Origin of the sequence: Streptosporangium sp. NPDC000509, from assembly GCF_042898365.1 — a bacterium.
GTDB lineage: Bacteria > Actinomycetota > Actinomycetes > Streptosporangiales > Streptosporangiaceae > Streptosporangium.
Genome location: NZ_JBIAYX010000005.1, coordinates 296108 through 314805, shown reverse-complemented (window position 1 = coordinate 314805; position 18698 = coordinate 296108). Strand labels below are relative to the sequence as shown.

The window sequence follows — 18698 nt, the reverse complement described above, 5'->3', positions numbered from 1 at the left end:
TCAGGCGGATCCGGGCGCTGTCGGTGCCCGCCCCGGCGATCGCGGTCAGAAACGGGGGTCGGGGCCGGTGGAGCCGCGGACGACCAGGGTGGTGGGCAGGAGGCGCGAAGGAGGGGTGACGTCTTCGTTGATCATCGTGATGACCGCCGCGGCCGCCGCCGTACCGAAGCCGGCCTTGTCCTGGGCGAGCGTCGTGAGCCCCGGCGGCACCAGCGCGGCGAGCTCGATGTCGTCGAACCCGACCAGCGCGATGTCCTCGGGCACCTTCAACCCCGCCTCGGTCACGGCCCGCAGCGCGCCGATCGCCATCTCGTCGCCCGCGGCGAACACCGCGTCGGGCGGCTCCTCCAGCTCCAGCAGGGCGCGCATCGCGGCGTACCCGCTCGACAGGTAGAAGTCGCCCTCGACGACGAGCTCGGGGCGGTGCGCCAGGCCGAGTGCGGCCAGTTCCTCCAGGTAGCCGCGCAGCCGCTCCGCGCCCGGCCTGGTGCGGGTCGGGCCGGTGATGGTGGCGATGACCCGGCGCCCGGTCGCGTGCAGGTGACGGACCGCCTCGCGCGCCCCGGCCGCGTTGTCCGAGGTCACGTAGGTGGTCCGCGGTCCCTCGATGGGCCGGTCGAGGGAGACGCACGGCACCTCCGAGGCCGCCAGCGGCTGGAGCGAGGGGTCGTCCCTGCCGTTGTCGATGAAGACCACGCCGTCGAGGTTGTGCCTGCGCACGGCGCGGAGGAAGTCGTCGGGCGTGCCGTCCTCGCTGGTGGCGAGCATGAGCAGGTGGTAACCGCGCTCGCTCAGCGCGGTCTTCAGCCCGATGAGGATCTCTTGGAAGAACGGGTGCCGCCAGCCGGGACGGCGGTGGTCGGTGTCCCAGATCAGGCCGACCATGCGGGATCTCTTGGTGGCCAGGGTGCGTGCCGACTCGTTGGGCAGGTATCCGATGCGTGCCGCGGTGCTGAGAATGAGCTCGCGGGTCTGTGCGTTCACCACCTCGGGGTTGTTGAAAACGCGGGAGACAGTCGCCGACGACACCCCGCAAAGGCGCGCCAGCTCTCGAATCGTTGCCACGGGCGTACGTTATCGCATCTCGCTGAAACCGGTTTCATGTAACCGGTTGCATGGAAGTTATGCGAGAGGCCGCATCGTGTCAACCCACCATTTCGGGTTTCAGGCGCGTGACGTTTCCGTGACTTGACATCAAGTGGCGACGTTCTGTGAAATATCCCACTGACAGGCCGATGCCACACCGCTGCCACGGGGCTCGGCCCGCTCATCGCATCTCGCAGCCACCCTTCCTCTCCCCCAGAAGGAGCCCCAGGTGTCTGCTGAACGAATCCGTCTCGCCGCCGGAGTGCTCGCCATCGGCATGCTCGCCGCAGGGTGCGGCGGCTCCACCTCCACCGGCTCCACGCCGACCGACGGCAAGATCACCCTCACCCTCAACCTGTTCGGGAACATGGGCTTCAAGGAGCTCTACGCCAAGTACGAGGCGGCCCACCCCAACATCAAGATCGTCGAGAGAACGTCGGCGTACAACGACCACCACCGCAACCTCGCGGCGCACCTCGCCACCGGCGCCGGCACCGCCGACGTCGAGGGGATCGACACCGGCTTCATCGCCCAGTTCAGGAACCAGCCCCAGCACTTCGTCGACCTGCGCCAGCACGGCGCCGACCAGCTCAAGGACCGCTGGCTGCCGTGGAAGTGGGAGGCGTCGCTCGCCAAGTCGGGAGCCCAGATCGGCTACGGCACCGACGTCGGCGGCCTCGCCATGTGCTACCGCCGCGACCTGTTCGAGAAGGCCGGCCTGCCCACCGACCGTGAGGAGGTCGGCAAGCTCTGGCCCGACTGGACCTCCTACTTCGAGACCGGCAAGCGCTACACCGCCAAGAAGCCGGAAGGCGCCGCGTTCTTCGACGGCGGCCCCCAGGTGTTCAACGCGATGATCGGCCAGGCCGAGACCGGCTACTACGACGCCGACGACAACATCGTGGTCGCCACCAACCCGGCCGTGCGCTCCGCCTACAACGAGGTGCTCAAGGCCGTGGCCGACGGCCAGTCGGCCAAGCTCGTCGGCAGCTCGCCCGCGTGGAACACCGGCTTCGCCAAGAGCCAGTTCGCCACCATCGCCTGTCCCGCCTGGATGCTCGCCAAGATCCAGGACCAGGCGAAGGCGTTCGCCGGGAAGTGGGACGTGGCCGCCATCCCCGGCGGCGGCGGCAACTGGGGCGGCTCCTACCTCACCGTCCCCGCCCAGAGCAAGAACCAGAAGGAGGCCGTGGAGCTGATCGCCTGGCTCACCGCACCCGAACAGCAGATCGAGGTGTTCAGCAAGCACGGCATCCTGCCCTCCACCGTCGCCACCTACGAAAAGCCCGAGGTGACCGGCCTCAAGCACGAGTTCTTCAACGACGCGCCGATCGGGCAGATCTTCACCACCGCCGCCCGCAACCTCAAACCGCAGCACCAGGGCCCGAGGGCCGGTGACATCCAGACCGCCATCCGCGACACGATCAACCGCGTGGAGGAGGGCAAGCAGAACGGCGACGAGGCGTGGACGCAGATGCTCGGGGACGTCGAGCGCATCGGCAAGTGACGACGCGCATCGATCCGTGAGAGCCGCGCGACGGCGGGCTTAGGGCTCAGGGGAGAGCCCGCCGTCGCGCCCCCTTCCCCCGAGGAGCCGACCGTGACCCCCGTCAGATCAGGGCCCCGGCGCCGCTGGGCCTACCAGCTCGACGTCAAGGGCTCGCCGTACCTTTACATCGCCCCGTTCTTCCTGCTGTTCGGCGCGGTGGGCATGTTCCCGCTGTTGTACACCGCCTATGTCTCCCTCACCGACTGGAACCTGCTCGACCCGGAGCGCGAGTGGGTGGGACTGGCCAACTACGCCGAGTTGCTGGCCGACGACTACTTCTGGAACGCGCTGTTCAACACCGTCAGCATCTGGCTGCTCTCCACCGTGCCGCAGCTGCTGGCCGCGCTGTTCCTCGCGCACATGCTCAACCGCAGGCTGCGCGCCCGCACGCTGTTCCGGATGGGCGTGCTGCTGCCCAACGTGACCTCGATCGTCGCGGTCACGATCATCTTCACCCAGCTCTTCGGCCGTGACTTCGGCATGGTCAACTGGGGCCTCGGCCTGGTGGGCCTGGATCCGATCGACTGGCAGGCCGGCACGCTCTCCTCACACGTCGCGATCTCGCTGATCGTCATCTGGCGGTGGACCGGCTACAACGCCCTCATCTACCTGGCCGCCATGCAGACCATCCCCGAGGACCTGTACGAGGCGGCCCGGCTGGACGGCGCGAGCCAGTTCACCCAGTTCCGGAAGATCACCATTCCGATGCTCCGCCCCACGATCATCTTCACCGCCGTCGTGTCCACCATCGGCGGCTTCCAGATCATCGCCGAACCGCTGCTGTTCCAGGCCGGCACCGGCAACCCGACCGGCGGCTCGGACCGCCAGTTCCAGACCGTCGGCCTCTACCTCTACGAGCAGGGCTTCAGCATGTACGAGTTCGGCTACGCCTCGGCGATCGCCTGGACGCTCTGCGTGATCATCGTGGTGATGGCGCTCGTCAACTTCGCCGTCACCCGCAGGATCAGGAGCAGCTGAATGGCACCCCTCACCGCCGTCCGACGCGGACTGAACCCCCACGGGGCCGGGTTCTGGACCTACGCCGCGCTCGTCGCCGTGCTGCTCGGCTCGATCTTTCCCATCTACTGGTCGCTCGCCGTGGCCTCCCACGACAACGACGTCATCGCCAGCGTCCCGCCGGTCCTCACCCCCGGCGGCCACCTGTTCGAGAACATCGCCCGCGTCTTCGACACCACCGCGTTCGGCCAGGCGATGTTCAACTCCTTCCTCGTCTCCGGCTCGGTCACCGTCTCGGTCGTGCTGTTCTCCACGCTGGCCGGCTTCGCCTTCGCCAAGCTGCGCTTCCGCGGACGCAACGTGCTGCTCGTCATGGCCATCGCCACCACCACCGTGCCGCAGCAACTCGGCATCATCCCGCTGTACATCCTCATGGCGGAGCTCGGCTGGACCGGCAGGCTCGGGGCGGTGATCGTGCCCGGCCTGGTCACCGCGTTCGGCGTGTTCCTCATGACCCAGTACCTCTCCAGCGCCATCCCCGACGAGCTGCTGGAGGCCGGCCGTATCGACGGGTGCAGCACGCTGCGGCTGTTCTGGCACGTCGTGCTGCCCGCCGCCCGGCCTGCCACCGCCGTGCTCGGCCTGTTCACCTTCATGCATGCCTGGAACGACTTCTTCTGGCCGCTGGTCGTCCTCACGCCGGAGAACCCGACCGTCCAGGTCGCGCTCTCCAGCCTGGCCAGCGGCTACACCACCGACTACGCGCTCGTGCTCACCGGCACCGTGCTCGCGATCGTGCCGATCGTGGCGGTCTTCGCCGCGCTGGGCCGTCAGATCATTGGGGGAATCATGTCAGGAGCGATCAAGGGATGACCCAGGACCATACGCCCTTTCCCGCCGGGTTCGTGTGGGGGACGGCCACCGCCGCCTACCAGATCGAGGGCGCCGTGGACGCCGACGGGCGCGGCCCCTCGATCTGGGACACGTTCTGCCGCGTCCCCGGCGCGGTGGCGAGGGGCGAGAGCGGCGAGCACGCCTGCGACCACTACCACCGCTGGCGGGAGGACGTGGAGCTGATGGACCGGCTCGGCGCCGGCGCCTACCGCTTCTCGCTGGCCTGGCCCAGGATCATGCCCGACGGCGACGGCCGGGTGAACCGGCGCGGCCTCGACTTCTACCGGCGGCTCACCGACGCCCTGTGCGAGCGCGGCATCGAACCGTACGTCACCCTCTACCACTGGGACCTGCCTCAGGCGCTGGAGGACCGCGGCGGCTGGCGCGACCGCGACACCGCCGAGCGCTTCGCCGACTACGCCGAGGTCGCGCACGAGGCGCTGGGCGACACGGTGTCCCGTTGGATCACGCTGAACGAGCCGTACTGCTCCTCCATCGTCGGCTACGCCGAAGGCCGCCACGCACCCGGCGCACGCGAGGGTCACGGCGCGCTCGCCGCCGCCCACCACCTGCTGCTGGGCCACGGCCTCGCCACGGCCAGGCTGCGGGCGCGGGCGCGCGAGGGAGAGCAGGTCGGCATCACGCTCAACATGTCGCCCACGGTGCCCGCGACCGGCTCGGCGGCCGACGCCGACGCGGCGCGCAGGATGGACCTGCTGGTCAACCGGCAGTTCACCGACCCGCTGCTGCTCGGCGCCTACGCGTCCGACATGGAGGAGACCTTCGGCGCCCTCAGCGACTTCTCCTTCCGCCGCGAGGGCGACCTGGAGGTCATCGGCGCGCCGCTGGACTTCCTCGGCGTCAATTACTACTACCGCATCCACGCCGCCTCGGCGCCGTACGAGCAGACCGACCCCGCACTGCGTTCCGCCTTCGACCTCGGGGTGCGCGGCGTCACCCCCGACGGCGCGAGGACGAGCGGGCTGGGCTGGCCGGTGGAGCCGCAAGGGCTCCACCAGACCCTCCTCGGCCTGACCAAGCGCTACCCCGCGCTGCCGCCGATCCTCATCACCGAGAACGGCTACGGCGACGACGGGACCCTCGACGACACCGGTCGCGTCGACTTCCTGCGCGACCATCTCGCCACCATCCGCGCCGCGATGACCGACGGCGTGGACGTGCGCGGCTACTTCTGCTGGTCGTTGCTGGACAACTTCGAGTGGGCCCGGGGGTACGCCGCCCGATTCGGGCTCGTCCACGTCGACTACGAGACCCAGGCCCGCACCGAGAAGGCGAGCTTCCACTGGCTGCGCGAGTTCATCGCGAAACAGGGATAGCCGGGGACAGACCAGGACGGACGGGGAGAACGACCAAGCGCGCCTCAGTCGCCGAGCTGCAGGCGCGCCTCCTCCTCCATCATCGCGGTGAAACGCGCGTCGCGCTCGCCCTCCGCGCGCCGTGCGGTGTAGACGACGGTGTAGCCGTCCGGGTCGGTCACGCGCAGATCCCTGGTGTTCCACGGCGTGTCGAAGGGACCTTCGACGATGCCACCGCCGTGGGCGCGTGCCCGCTCGGCGAGCCCGTCGAGTTGCTCCAACGCGGCCATCATGCTGATCGTCCATTCGCCACCGGCGGGCGCTTCGCCGAGGCGCACCAGGATGTCCTGGTAGCGCCAGCGGCGCAGGTGCACCAGCACCGGGTTGCCGTCGGGTCCGGGGACGGTGAAAAGCGAGATGAAGTCCAGTCCGTTCACATACCAGTCGACCGTGCGATCGAGATCGGCGACGGTCACCGTGACGAAGGCGGGCATTCCATAGATATCGCGGTTGATCTCCTGCGTAACAGAATCCATGCGATCCACGGTGGAATCTCCAGCGGCTGGAGAGTCAAGCGGTTATCGATCACGTTCCGGGAGCGATCGCAGAAAGACCGCTCTCGAAGCGCGGAAACAGGGGGATCGGAACGCACCGAGAAAATCGTCCTCGCGTTCCTGATGTCCCGCCCCACCACTCCGGCGGAAAACCAGGTGCGGATCACCGGTGTGGTGGGGTGTGATCGGGGCCATGACGATCGTGCCGGGTGAGCCGGGAGTCGAGGGGCTGAGCGCGGTCGTGGACGTGCTGCGGGACTGGCAGCACGACGAGGCGCCACCGCAACTCCACCCGGGAGACCTGGGCTGGTTCTGGCGATTCGGCGCGGAGGCGACGGCCGCGGCGGTGCGGACCTGGAGCCGAGACGGACGGATTCTCGCCGTCGGGCTGCTGGACGACCCCAGGGTGTTGCGGCTCGCGATCGCGCCGGACGCCCGGCGGGACGAGGAACTGGCGCGGCGGCTGGTCGCGGACATGACCGAGCCGGAGCGCGGCGTACTGCCCGAGGGGAGAGCGAACGTCGAAGCGCCCATGCGCGCGCTGATCCAGGACCTGCTGTCCGGGAACGGCTGGAACGTCGGCGAGCCGTGGACGCCGCTGCGCCGCGACCTCGCGGAGCCGGTGCGAGACCCGGGCGTGCGGGTCGAGGTGATCGGACCGGAGCGGGCGGACGTGCGGGCCGCCGTACAGCGGGCGTCGTTCGACGGGTCGACGTTCACCGACGAGCGCTGGCACGCGATGGCGGCCGGACCGCCGTACGCCGACGCCCGATGTCTGGTCGCGTACGACGACCGGGGCGACGCGGTGGCGGCGGTGACGGTGTGGTCGGCCGGTCCGGGGAAGCCCGGATTGCTGGAGCCGATGGGCGTGCACCGCGACCATCGCGGCCACGGCCACGGCCGCGCGATCACCCTCGCCGCGGCGGCCGCCCTCAGGAAGCTGGGCTCGTCGAGCGCGACCGTCATCACCCCGAGCTCCAATGTGGGCGCCGTCGCCACCTACGGGTCGGCCGGCTTCCAGCGACGCCCCGAGGTCCGCGACCTGCGCCGGGACGTCCCCTCGTGAAGCCGGGGATCGGCGCGGTATGAACGCCGGGGGGATCAGCGCAGTCGCGCGCGAACGGCATCGGTGGCCCGCGTATCCCTGAGCTCGGCGAACTTCTCGACGGAGAGCTCCCATGAGTGCCGTGCCTGCTGATGGAGACCGGCGTTGTCCTGGGCGATACCAAGGTTGTCGAGTGTGATCGCCTCTCCTCGCGCGTCGCCGATCTCCCTGCGGATCACGAGTGCCTTCCGGTAGGTCTCCACGGCGTCGTCCAAAGAGCCCGAGAGGCGGTACGCGTCTGCCAGGTAATGCAGCGTCTGTGCTTTTCCCCAGGGGTCGTCGCCCAGCTCATCCGACAGGGACAGGGTCTGAAGGTAACAGTCGATCGCGGCACCGTACTGTTCGCGGCTCGTATACGCGTGCCCCAGGTTATGCAGGGCGAGTCCGGCTCCCCATCGTTCCTGGATCTCCAGAAAGATGTCTCTGGCCTGTCCGTAGCATTCGATGGCCGAGTCGAGGCGAGCGAGATCGCGGTGAATATCGCCCAGGCAGGACAGGACGATCCCCTCTCCCCATCTGTCGCCGATCTCGCGGCAGACCGCGAGAGATTTGTTGTGACATTCCAGTGCTTTGTCCAGCTCACCCAACCCCCAATAGGCGAGGCCGAGATTGGTCAGGGACCACGTCTCTCCCGTTCGTTCGCCGCGACCACGGGCCGACTCCAACCCGAGCCCGCAGCATTCGATCCACTCCTCCCAGGGCTTGCGTAGATTGAAGAAGCCGGACAGCGCGGCAGGAAGCCTCCAGCCGATGTCGTATTCTTCTCGTTCCACCGCCTGACGGACGGCGGCGACGAGATTGGCGCGCTCGGCTTCGCACCACTGCAGGGCCTCATCGGCACGCGTGAAGCGCGGTGGAGGGCAGCCCCATTCACTCGGCTCGATATCGACTGGGCGAAGATAAGGCAGGAGAATTCGGGACGCGGCGCGCGCGGTATGGCAATACCATTCGAGAACGCGCCGAACCGCTTCCCTCCCCTCTTCTACCGGGTGCTCGTGGGCTCGTTCGGCGGCGTACTCACGCAGCAGATCGTGAAACGCGTACCGATCGCCGCCCCGCGGTTCGAGCAGGTTCACGGACGCGAGGACTTCGAGTGCTCTCCGAGCCTCGGACGTGGTCCTTCCGCAGAGGGCCGCAGCGGCATCGACGCTCACATCGGCCCCGGTATGCAGCGCCAGCAGGCGGAACATGCGAGCCTGCGACTCGGTGAGCGCACGGTACGACCAGGAGAAGACCGCCCCCACATTCATGAATCGGTCGTCGTCCGGCGTGGCGAGCAGGTGCAGGCGGTCCTTGGCACCGGCGAGTTCGGTGACGACGTGGGCCAGCGAGACCTGCGGATCCAGCAGCACCCGCTGGGCGACGATAAGCAGGGCGAGAGGGAGATACGCACAGACCCGCACCAGTTCGTCCGCGGACGCGCGCTCTCGCTCCACCCGCTCGGCGGTGATGACGCGCCCCAGGAGGCAGACCGCCTGCCTGTGCGGCAACCGAGCCAGTGGTAGCCGGATCGCACCGTTGCCGATCAGCGCAGGCAGGTTGCTGCGACTGGTCACGAGAACCACGGATTTCGCCGAGTTCGGTAGCAGAGGACGAACCTGATCGGGCGCGTTCGCGTTGTCCAGCACGATCAACATCCGCCGGTCCGCCACCAGCGATCGGTACAGCGCGACACGGCCCTCCTCGTCCTGCGGCAGGTCCGTGTCGTCGTCCCGGAGCGCCGCCAGAAAGAGCTTCAGCGCTTCGCTGGGGCGTTTCGGGCGATCCGGACTGTATCCCTGCAGGTCGACGTAGAGAACCCCGTCCGGGAAGCGGTCGGCGACCTGGTGCGCGAACGACAGGACGAGCGAAGTCTTACCGACGCCCGGCATACCGCTGACGACCACAATGGTGGTCGCGCCGTCTCGCGCGCTCTTGCCTTCGACCATCTCGGCGAGCATCGCCAACTCCTGGTCGCGTCCGAAAAAGTGGGTGCTGACTCCGGGAAGCTGAAAAGGCCGGAGCGGAACGACCGTGTCCTCATCCGCACCCCCGCCCTCGATCGCGCACCTTCCCAGCATGGCCTCGGCAAGTACGTCCCGGGCGGTGCCCAGACGACGTCTTTCTTCGTCGGAGACCTCGAGTGCGACCAAGAGCCGGTCCAGTGTCACCGCGTCCGGCAGCGTGCCGCCGTTGAAATAGGCGTACAGACTGCTACGGGAGACAGCCACCCTTTTGACCAGGGCGGACACCGAGTTACGCTTTCCATTTTTGCGTTCGTATTGCGTTTTGTGATGCCTGAGGGCTGCACCCAGATCCTTCCTGGAAGTGATCGGCTGCTGGGGCGGAAAGAGCTGAGCATCGTCCACGGCGTTCCTTGACGAGAGTCCGGCTGTCGTACGTGTCCAGGTCTGTCCAGAGCATTCCAGACAACCCTCTCTTCTCGCAGGGCTTCGGATCTACTTGGCCTGTGCCGCTACCCGCATATGTCGCGGAAGTGGCGATATTCGCCGTAACAGGAAGGATTCACATGTGGAAACCTGGCCACTTCGCAGTCCGCCTCCTGGCGATGCCTGTGGTCGTCGCAAGCGCTCTCGTCAGCGCCCTCCCTGCCCAAGCCACGACCAGTGGAGACTGCGAGTACCGCGTAAAGCGGCGTACCGGCGTGTACGAATGGCCGTCAACGGCAAAGCGCCTGCATGGCCGGAACAACCAACTCGGCTATAAGCCGAAAGGCGGCATCGTCCGCGGGCATAGCGCGCTCACTCATTACAACAATCATCCGCAGGAACGTCGATGGTATAGAGCAGTCGACACACGCAGGTCAAAAGTAGACGGAATCGGCTGGATCGCGCGAAACGATCTCAAGCTGCTGCGCTGTCGCTAGTTCACCATCCGAACGATCGTCAGGAAAGGTGCCCGATGCTCACCAAAACCTATCGCCCCGCTCCATGGGCGTACCTGTTGCTCGCCATTAGCGCAACGCTGACGCTGACTCCGACCGCGTCGTCCGCATCCGCGGCGCCGTGCGGATTGAGCTACAGCGGCCCGGTGTTCGGTCGCTATGACTATACGATCCGGAACTGCCATGACTACGCGGTGAGCCGCAAGCTCGACATCAGGCGTCCAATCGTCGGATACCCGGACGGGCCGTGTCACTATATCCCTGCCGGCCGGACGATCGGCGACTGGACGAGCATCCCGGACAGCGCGTATATCGCGGGCATCAAGGCCTGCTGACCCACTTCGCACATGACGTCACTGCCGGGCGCCGCCTCTCACCTGTTCGGTCGCCCGGCGAGTGGCCCGTATTCGATCCCCGACTCGGCGACGCGGCGTCGTCACTCCACCGGCAGCCGCGAACCGACTGCTCCAGGACTGTCCCGAAGGCCGAACCCAGGGGAGTTCCCAGCATATTGCCGCCAAGCTCGGGTTCTGTCACCTTGTTCGTCGTGTCCACCGATCTACCAGCCGGAACATCGGGCGCGTTTCAGGAGCCCCCGCGACCTCCCGGCCCCTTCCTGCCCCCTCCGGCGGCCCCCGTCCAGTCACGCCGAGCGACCGGTCGCGTCTCCCGAACCGGCGGCTACGTTCTTGCCCTGGCCGTCCACCTGTTGGCACCGGCCTTCCTGCTCACCGGCGTATACCTGGTCACCCGTCTGACGATAGGTGGCATCCTGTTCGGTCTCGTAGTCCTGGACCTCGCCTGGCTGCTGCGCCCCCGCCCCGCCCCCTTCCCCGCCTTCGCCGTACCTCTCGCCCGCGAGGACGCTCCCCACCTGTACGCCCTCGTTGACCGCGTCGGCGAGGAGTTGGGAGCCCCCCGAACAGATCTGGTCGCCGTCAGCGGTGCGGTCAACGCCTCGTTCCGCACCTACGGGTGGCGACGCAGCCGTCTGGTGGAGATCGGCTACCCGCTCTGGCTGATCCTCACCCCGCAGGAACGCGTCGCCCTGCTGGCCCACGAGATGGCCCACTCCAGGAACGGCGACGCCAGACACGGCCTCGTCGCCGGCAGTGCCCTGCACTCGCTCCACGAACTCCGCGTCGTCACCGGCTTCGAGTGGCACCCCGGTGACGGCTTGTCCGCTCTCGTCACCCAGTGTCTCCTCGCGATCCTGGGCGTCCCCGTCCGCGGCTTGATCTTCCTGCTGGAGCTCCTGCTGAACCGCTCCTCCCAGCACGCCGAATACCGCGCCGACGAGATGCAGGCCCAGGTAGCCGGCTCCGCGGCCGCCGCTTCGCTTCTGGACGTCCTGACCACCCGGACACGATCGGTCGAAGGTTTCCTCGCATCCAGCGCGGTGGCCGTCGGAACCGGGAACCTGTGGACGGCTCTCCGCTCCCACGTGGACGCCGTCGCCGACACCGAACTCGAACGACACCGCAAGTCCGCCCGCCTTGAGAAGACGGGGGTCGACACGACCCATCCGCCGACGTACCTGCGCATGCAACGCGTGCTGGCACTGCCATACCCGGTGCCCAGGGTGTCCGCCGCAGGATCGGAGCAGATCGAAGGAGAACTCGACAAGGCGGCTGGACGCGTGGCGCGGCGTTTGAGGGAGGACGCCCAGTCCGTCCGTTATCGGTAAGCCTGACGGGCGGGAACCAGCCGACCGTCGTCACGCGATTCCCGAAGCGGTATCCGACTCGGGGGTCGCGTGACGACGGTCGGCCTGTCGCGGTCAGCCGGGTGTGGTGATCATCCAGTGGTAGCCGTCGGGGTCGGTGCAGTGCCCGGCGTAATCTCCCCGGTCGGTTCGGGCCGCCGCGGCGGTGACCCGACCACCGGCCGAGCCCGCGGCGGCGAGAAGAGCATCGACGTCGTCACGGGAAGCGGCGACGTGGGTGAGTACGAGCGCCGAGAAGCCGTCACCGTGCTCGTCGACGCCGGCGTCCTTGGCGAGGGCTTTACGTGGCAGCAGGCCCAGCCGACACACGCCGTCGGCGATGACGAAGTCGAGGAATTTGTCACCGTAGTCGTGATTGACGCTCATGCCCAACGCCTCATAGAACGCCCTGGATGCCGTCGGATTGGCGACGCCGAGGTAGACGGCGGTCTCGGTCGGCTTCGGCGGGTCGGGGACGGGGCCGGTGTCCTTCTTGGAGGCCGCGGCCAGCTTCCACACGGCCCCGTCCGGTGCCCGGTAAGCGGCGCTGAACTCACCGAAAAGCTGCTTCTTCGGCGGCTTGACGACCGTCGCGCCCTTGGCCGTGGCGGCATCGAGAAGGGTCCTGACCTCGGCGGGCCGGTTCACGATGGAGGACAGGACGTAGCCACGGAAACCCGAGGTCTCCGGGGCCGTACCGGAGTCGGCGGCGAGCGCGTCGATCCGGCGGAGAGCGAGCCGCCCGGTGCCGTGAAGGTCAAGGCTCGCGGTGTGGTCGTTCTCCGTCGCCCTGGCTGAGAACGCGGACGTGTAGAAGGTGCGTGCGGCTCCTACCTGAGGTACGCCGAGAGTGACGATGTCGACAGAGAGCGGCATCAGATGGTTCCTCCGTGCTTTCCGAGATCGGTCGATTCGGGGCGAGCGTCGTGCGGGCGGGCTCAGGCAGACGCGCCGGTTATCCGGATGAGGTTGCCGGCGGGGTCACGGAAGGCGCAGTCGCGGACCCCGTAGTCCTGGTCGATGGGTTCCTGGATCACATCGGCCCCGGCGGCCTGGAGGCGGTCGAACAGCCCGTCGAGGTCATCGGTGGCCAGCGTGACGGCGGCGTAGACGCCCTTGGTGACGAGTTCCAGGATGGTGCGGCGCTCCTCATCGGTGATGCCCGGATCGGCCGCCGGCGGGTGCAACACGATGGAGGTGCCGGGCTGTCCGACCGGACCGACGGTGATCCACCGCATGTCCTCGTAACCGGCGTCGGCCCGGACCTCGAAGCCCAGGATGTCGCGATAGAAACCCAGAGCGGCCTCGGGATCGGTGTGCGGGAGGAAGGTGTGCTGAATGGTGACCTCCACGCCCGGCACGCTACGCATGACTATCGGGGGCGGGCTTCTCGATTCTTGACCGGTCTGGTCACCTGCTTGCTCAGACACGGCGGAATACCCGCCGCGGCCTGGGAACGGTCACGCCGGTAGACGCTCGGCGGCACGCCGACGAGTTCGGTGAACCTCGTACTGAACGTGCCCAGCGAGGAGAAACCCACCTCGAAACACACTTCCGTGACGCTGAGGTCTCCGCGGCGCAGCAGCGTCATCGCCCGTTCGATCCGCCGGGTCATCAGATACGAGTACGGAGACTCGTCATAGACGCGACGAAACTCCCGGCTCAGGTGCCCGATCGACATGTGCGCCCCTGCGGCCAGCGCCTGGAGGTTCAGCGGCCTGGCGTACTCACGATCGATCCGGTCTCGGACACGACGGATCACGGCGATGTCATGCAGCCGCTGTGCCTCCGCACGCCCGAGTCCCATACGCACCATCGTTCCACCTCACCCGCAGCCGACACCGTACTTCGCCTGGCGACGTGCCCGATGAGCGCGGGCCCGTGAGGTCGCCGGCCGGCTGGAAGAGGGTGGCGATCCAGCGCTCGGCCGCGACCGAGTGGAGAACCGCGGCGATCGGCCACGCCCACTGTCGGTATCGGTCGGCTGATCGCTAAGGTGGCGCCGTGATCGCCAAGCCGCCCGGATGGCCGTTGCTCACGGCGTTCTCGTTCGCGGCGTTCGTGTGCCTGTGGTGGTCCAGCGCGCCGTACCTGTACGTCGAGCTCTTCGTCTGGGTGCTCTTCGCGGGTGGCGCGCTCTTCCTCCTGTGGATCATCCGGGCCGTCCCGGCGCTGCTGACCGACATCGGCGCGATGGAGGCGAACATGCTCCGTTGGTTGACGCCATGGATCATCGCCGGTTGCACCGCTTTGGCGATCAGCGCCGACATTCCCTTCCAGGTACGGTTCACGCTGTCGAAGTCCGCACTGACCGACCACGCCCAGGCCGTGGCCCGGAGCGGCACCTCCTCCCACGAGTGTCGACTCGTGGGTCTTTATCCGGTCTGCTGGTCAGCGGCCACCCCCGACGGCGGAGCCCGGTTCAGCATCGACGACTGGCGAATACGCACGTCGGTGGGGTTCGTGTGGAGCCCGAGGGGCCAGGTGTCCGAAGAGGGCCCGGGACGACTCGATCCGATCTCCGGCCCCTGGTACGCATGGTCGGGCTAGGACAAGTGGTGATCTCCCGACCAGACGTGCGTGACTTTCCCTCCATCCGTATGGGAGCCGCATGGAAGCGCATCGCAGGCATCGGTTCGCCGAACGCTCCGACCGCGGCCACTTCGGTGCTGGTGGCGGCGAAGCCGGTCGACTCCGAAACCGGGTGCGGGCTCGATCGACAACGCTCTGGACCCGCTGTCGTTTCCGTCCAAGACGGCCGTCGCGACCGCGATCTAATGTGGAGCCGGCAGTTCGCCCGAACATGAGGAGACAGCACAATGCGTGACCTGGTCTACACCGGTTTCATGTCGCTGGACGGCGTCGTGGACTCGCCCGGCGGCGGGCCGGGGGAAGAGCACCGCAGCGGCGGGTGGGTGGTCAAGGACCTCGATTTCGTCCCGGAAGCCTGGTCGCTGAAGGGTGAGGAGCTCGCCGACACCACGGCGCTGATGTTCGGCCGCCGCAGCTACGAGGTGTTCGCGCCGGTCTGGCCCGGTTCGGAGGACCACGCCGACTACAAGGAACTGCCCAAGTACGTGGTGTCGACCACGCTGTCCGACGACGCCCTCGTCGACGGGTGGGGGCCGACGACGATCCTGCGCTCGATCGAGGACGTCGCCGCGCTCAAGGAGAGCGAGGGCGGCGCGATCTTCATCCACGGGAGTGCGGAGCTGGCCCGGCGGCTGTCGGACGCGGGCCTGATCGACCAGTACAACCTGCTCGTCTTCCCCGTGCTGCTCGGTGCCGGGAAGAGCCTGTTCGGCCGGGCCGACCGAGACAAGCACATGCTGACGCTGCGAGAGTCGGAGAGCTACTCGAATGGGATCCTGAAGCTCGTCTACGACGTCAAGCGCTGATCCAGGTCGAGGGCGATCGCGCCGCCCGCGCCCTCGCGCAGTTGCCTGACGGTACGTCCGACATAGGAGCGCAGTGCTCGGGCCAGGTGCGGCTCGTCGAAGTAGTCGAGCTTGGCGACGACATCGGCGGCCGGGTCGCCGGCGGCCAGCAACTCCGTCGCCGTACGGGCCCGCTCGATCTGCCGGACCACGCCCCGCGTCAGTCCGGTCGCGGCGCGGAACCGGCGTTCGACCGTGCGCCCCGAGACGGCCGGGCGGTGCCCCCGCAGCACCTCGGCGACGAGCGGGTCACGGACCACGATCCCGGCCCGGACAAGCCCGTCGACCAGGGCCTCGGCGTCGTCGGGGCCGGGCGTTTCCCAGCGCGCGCCGTCCAGCCGGAACGTCCGGCGCGTGGTGTCGGGGAGTTCGATGCCGCCGTCGACGAGCGTCGGCGTGGGCACGGCACGCAACGAGGTGCCCACGGCGAACTCGATGCCGGTAAAGGTCGCACCCTCCGGCACCGGCGCCGTCCCGGTTCGGGTCTCGGGACCGGTGATGCTCGTGTACGTCCGGCCGGCCTGCTCCCAGAACACGAGCCCCCAACACGTCCCTGCGACGGACGTCATCGAAGTGACCTGCCCGCTCGTGCATGTCCACACGGTGTCGACCCACGGCGAGTCGGACCGACGTGTCTTGAGCCTCAGACCCATGGGCGAAGAATACGCCGCTTCGCGCTCCGCGGATGACCGGCTCGGCGGCGCTCGACCGGGGGCGATCCCCACATCGATCGCCATGGTGCGAGACGGGGTGAGTCCTCCAGCAGGTCGTCGGTCTTCATGTACAGCGTGGTGGCGAGGACACTCAACCCCTACCGACGTTGGGCGCCCTCGCCTCATGCGTACGGCCGATCCCCCGGAATCGATCAACCGGCGACGACCCCCGTGTTCTGGCAGGCGGTCAGCAACCAGCGGCCGTCGCCCTGCTTGGACATCACGTACAGCGGAGCCCCCTCGCTCTCGTCGCCCGAGGTCAGGTAGAGCTGACGAACCTTGACCGCCGCGACATCCGGGCGAATGAAGAACACGTGGACCACCTCGTAGTTGACCTTGCCGTCCCAGTCCGCCGCGGGGAGGACCCTGCGGGTGAACTCCGAGATCGCGTCAAGGCCTATGAGGACCTTGCCGGCAGCCGTCGTCCAGACCGCGTCGGGGTGGAAGAGGGCGAGGAACTCATCGGGGTCCTTGTGCTGCTGGGAGTGTTCTACGGTGGCTACGACCTGTTCGATGGCTTCGAGGTCTGCGGCGTACGCCGTGGATTCCGTGTTCATGTGCACCACGGTGCTACCTCAAGCATGATGGAGGTCAAGAGATGATCGATCGCTGACCCCTGGGAATCGATCATTGAACCGCTCCGGGATCGGTGGAGATCACCAACGGGGAGGGCCTGCGGGCCCGGTCGCGAGGGTGACAGCGGGAAACGGGTCGCTCGTTCGGTATCTACCGGCACACGGCAGTCCACAGGCAGCGGCCCTACAACGGACCCACGGAAGGTATGTACGGCAGGGCCGTGGAGCGGGCGGCGTCGGCCGGTGGTTGCGTCCCCGGAGCCGGGCAGAAGCGGTCCCGCCCAGGCAGTGCCCCGGTGGCGAGGAAGGAGCTCATCGCCTCGTCGGCGCAGCTGCCCAGCCCGACGACGCCGTGGCCGCCCTGGTCGACCGTGATCATGACGGCCCGCCGTCCGAGGGCGGCGCGCAGGCCGCGCGCGCTCGCCAGGGGCGTGGCCGGGTCACGGGTGTTCTGCAGGATCAGCACGTTGCGCGGCCCATGACCGGTGACCGTCACCGGCGGCTCCACCGGTCGGGTCGGCCACGCCGCGCACGGCCAGATGTTCGCGGGCATGCCCGCCGTCACCGGCCACACCTGCCGGTCGGCTGCGACCTGCCGGGCGTGCAACGCCACGCTGCGCGGCCAGGCGACGTCATCGCAGAACACAGCGTAGAGCGCGGCGATGCGGTTGTCCGCCGGTATCCGCGCCGTCCCGGCGCCATTGTCACCGACGGCGCCGTCATCGGCCCTGCCGCCAGAACCCAGCCGGTCCGGTCGCCTCATGATGGCGGGGTCCACGGTGGATCCTGAGACGGTGGCCGTGAGCTCCTGCCAGAACCCGGCGATGAAAGGGAAGTCGCCGTCGAAGTAAAGCCCCACTCGGGTGATCTCGCGCAGTGCGTTGCCGTCGAGCACGGGACCGCCCGGGATCGGCAGGGGCCGCCTGTCAAGGGCCGCGAGCAGCCGGTCGTAGGTGCGCCGCACCTCGTCCGGTGTCGCGCCGAGGTGGTAGACGGCGTCCCGCTCGGCTGCGAAAGCCAGCAGGTCGGGCAGGCGCACCGCGATCGACTGACTCCAGGTTCGCGGCATCTCCCGCCATACCAGGTCTGGATCGACGGCACTGTCCAGCACGATCCGATCGGTGCGTCCCGGGAACATCGAGACGTAGACGGCTCCCAGATAGGTGCCGTAGGAGAGGCCGAAGTAGGACAGTTTCGGCTCACCGAGTGCGGCTCGGATGCGATCCATGTCCCGGGCCGTGTTGGCCGTGGTGATGAACGGAAGCAGATCGCCGGAATGCTCGGCGCACGCGGCCGCGGTGTCCCGTGCGAAGGCGACGTTGCGCTCGATGCCGCCATCCGGTCCCGGGTAGGGCAACAGCAGCGTGAACTGCCTCATGAGATCGAGGCCACAGGTGACCGGGGTGCTGTGGCCGACCCCGCGCGGATCGAAGCCGATCAGGTCGTACCGATCCAGGACCTCGCGCGGCAGTACGTTCGCCAGCTGGCTGGGCAGGTCCAGGCCGCTACCGCCCGGGCCGCCCGGGTTGGACAGCAGGATCCCGCGACGCGCCCCGGGACGCGCCGTGCCGATCCGGGAGATCGCGATCTCGATGCTCCGCCCGCGCGGGGCGCGGTAGTCCAGCGGCACCCGCAACATCGCGCACTGCTGGCGTGGGTCGCGCGAGACGCCACCGGATTCCACCGGCAGGCACTCGCCCCACATCGGAGCCGCTCCCCTGGCTTCGGCCACCGCCGGCTCCGGCGTGCCGATCCGGGCCCCGGCCGACGTGGGCACGCCTGCCACCGCGATGGCCACCGTCGCCACGGCGATGAACAATGTCAGTTTTAATCGCACTGATACTCCTTTTCACAAGGAACAGATGCTTTCTCGATGACTGTGAAATCGGCACCGCCGGGTACGCGTGCCCTTTCGCTTGATCA

General features: G+C 68.2%; 18 protein-coding genes. 9 read left to right on the top strand and 9 right to left on the bottom strand.

Annotated elements, in window-relative coordinates; translation table 11 throughout:
- Positions 1-45: 45 nt before the first annotated feature.
- A complete protein-coding gene (locus ACFY3D_RS12245; RefSeq protein ID WP_350941325.1) occupies positions 46-1065 on the bottom strand; it encodes a LacI family DNA-binding transcriptional regulator in 1020 nt (339 codons plus the stop codon).
- 250 nt (positions 1066-1315) lie between these two features.
- Here ACFY3D_RS12245 and ACFY3D_RS12240 point away from each other — a divergent pair, with 250 nt between their 5' ends.
- From ACFY3D_RS12240 to ACFY3D_RS12225, 4 genes are all read left to right on the top strand, one after another.
- Entirely contained in the window at positions 1316-2593 is a 1278-nt protein-coding gene (locus ACFY3D_RS12240; RefSeq protein ID WP_389978249.1) for an extracellular solute-binding protein, read from the top strand.
- A 93-nt stretch (positions 2594-2686) separates the two neighbouring features.
- Positions 2687-3613: a sugar ABC transporter permease gene (locus tag ACFY3D_RS12235; protein ID WP_350941327.1), complete on the top strand. Its 927-nt coding sequence runs from the start codon at positions 2687-2689 to the stop codon at positions 3611-3613.
- Entirely contained in the window at positions 3614-4465 is an 852-nt protein-coding gene (locus ACFY3D_RS12230) for a carbohydrate ABC transporter permease (protein ID WP_362923477.1), read from the top strand.
- Positions 4462-5823, top strand: coding sequence for a GH1 family beta-glucosidase (locus tag ACFY3D_RS12225; RefSeq protein WP_389978246.1), 1362 nt, complete (start codon positions 4462-4464; stop codon positions 5821-5823). Before ACFY3D_RS12230 ends, ACFY3D_RS12225 begins: the two co-directional genes overlap by 4 nt.
- Positions 5824-5867: 44 nt before the next feature.
- Here the strand turns inward: ACFY3D_RS12225 and ACFY3D_RS12220 are convergent, their stop codons facing one another.
- Complete coding sequence (locus ACFY3D_RS12220) at positions 5868-6338, bottom strand: VOC family protein (protein ID WP_389978243.1); 471 nt, start codon at positions 6336-6338, stop codon at positions 5868-5870.
- A gap of 211 nt (positions 6339-6549) precedes the next feature.
- On the opposite strand from ACFY3D_RS12220, the gene ACFY3D_RS12215 reads away from it, so the two are divergent.
- Complete coding sequence (locus ACFY3D_RS12215; protein ID WP_389978240.1) at positions 6550-7422, top strand: GNAT family N-acetyltransferase; 873 nt, start codon at positions 6550-6552, stop codon at positions 7420-7422.
- A 35-nt stretch (positions 7423-7457) separates the two neighbouring features.
- On the opposite strand, the gene ACFY3D_RS12210 is transcribed toward ACFY3D_RS12215, so the two are convergent.
- Entirely contained in the window at positions 7458-9809 is a 2352-nt protein-coding gene (locus ACFY3D_RS12210; RefSeq protein WP_389978237.1) for a tetratricopeptide repeat protein, read from the bottom strand.
- 553 nt (positions 9810-10362) lie between these two features.
- Here ACFY3D_RS12210 and ACFY3D_RS12205 point away from each other — a divergent pair.
- Positions 10363-10680, top strand: coding sequence for a hypothetical protein (locus ACFY3D_RS12205; RefSeq protein ID WP_389978234.1), 318 nt, complete (start codon positions 10363-10365; stop codon positions 10678-10680).
- A 212-nt stretch (positions 10681-10892) separates the two neighbouring features.
- Positions 10893-12032 carry a M48 family metalloprotease gene (locus ACFY3D_RS12200; RefSeq protein ID WP_389978231.1) on the top strand — a complete coding sequence of 380 codons (1140 nt, stop codon included), beginning with the start codon at positions 10893-10895 and terminating at the stop codon, positions 12030-12032.
- 93 nt (positions 12033-12125) lie between these two features.
- Here ACFY3D_RS12200 and ACFY3D_RS12195 read toward each other — a convergent pair whose 3' ends face one another.
- The 3 genes from ACFY3D_RS12195 to ACFY3D_RS12185 form a co-directional block, all read right to left on the bottom strand.
- Positions 12126-12926, bottom strand: coding sequence for a VOC family protein (locus tag ACFY3D_RS12195; protein ID WP_389978228.1), 801 nt, complete (start codon positions 12924-12926; stop codon positions 12126-12128).
- Positions 12927-12988: 62 nt separating this feature from the next.
- Positions 12989-13402, bottom strand: a complete 414-nt coding sequence (locus ACFY3D_RS12190; RefSeq protein ID WP_389978225.1) for a VOC family protein — start codon at positions 13400-13402, stop codon at positions 12989-12991.
- A 20-nt stretch (positions 13403-13422) separates the two neighbouring features.
- Positions 13423-13857, bottom strand: coding sequence for a helix-turn-helix transcriptional regulator (locus tag ACFY3D_RS12185; RefSeq protein WP_389779840.1), 435 nt, complete (start codon positions 13855-13857; stop codon positions 13423-13425).
- A gap of 197 nt (positions 13858-14054) precedes the next feature.
- Here ACFY3D_RS12185 and ACFY3D_RS12180 point away from each other — a divergent pair, with 197 nt between their 5' ends.
- Positions 14055-14600, top strand: coding sequence for a hypothetical protein (locus tag ACFY3D_RS12180; RefSeq protein ID WP_389978223.1), 546 nt, complete (start codon positions 14055-14057; stop codon positions 14598-14600).
- Positions 14601-14869: 269 nt separating this feature from the next.
- Entirely contained in the window at positions 14870-15448 is a 579-nt protein-coding gene (locus tag ACFY3D_RS12175) for a dihydrofolate reductase family protein (protein ID WP_362923468.1), read from the top strand.
- Here ACFY3D_RS12175 and ACFY3D_RS12170 read toward each other — a convergent pair.
- The 3 genes from ACFY3D_RS12170 to ACFY3D_RS12160 all read right to left on the bottom strand — a co-directional run bounded on the left by ACFY3D_RS12170 (position 15430) and on the right by ACFY3D_RS12160 (position 18612).
- On the bottom strand, positions 15430-16056 hold the full coding sequence (locus ACFY3D_RS12170) for a helix-turn-helix domain-containing protein (RefSeq protein WP_389978220.1): 627 nt from the start codon (positions 16054-16056) through the stop codon (positions 15430-15432). The two genes, ACFY3D_RS12175 and ACFY3D_RS12170, sit on opposite strands and share 19 nt — an antisense overlap.
- A 296-nt stretch (positions 16057-16352) precedes the next feature.
- Complete coding sequence (locus tag ACFY3D_RS12165) at positions 16353-16757, bottom strand: SgcJ/EcaC family oxidoreductase (RefSeq protein WP_389978217.1); 405 nt, start codon at positions 16755-16757, stop codon at positions 16353-16355.
- 202 nt (positions 16758-16959) lie between these two features.
- Positions 16960-18612, bottom strand: coding sequence for an alpha/beta hydrolase (locus ACFY3D_RS12160; RefSeq protein ID WP_389978214.1), 1653 nt, complete (start codon positions 18610-18612; stop codon positions 16960-16962).
- Positions 18613-18698: the final 86 nt, after the last annotated feature.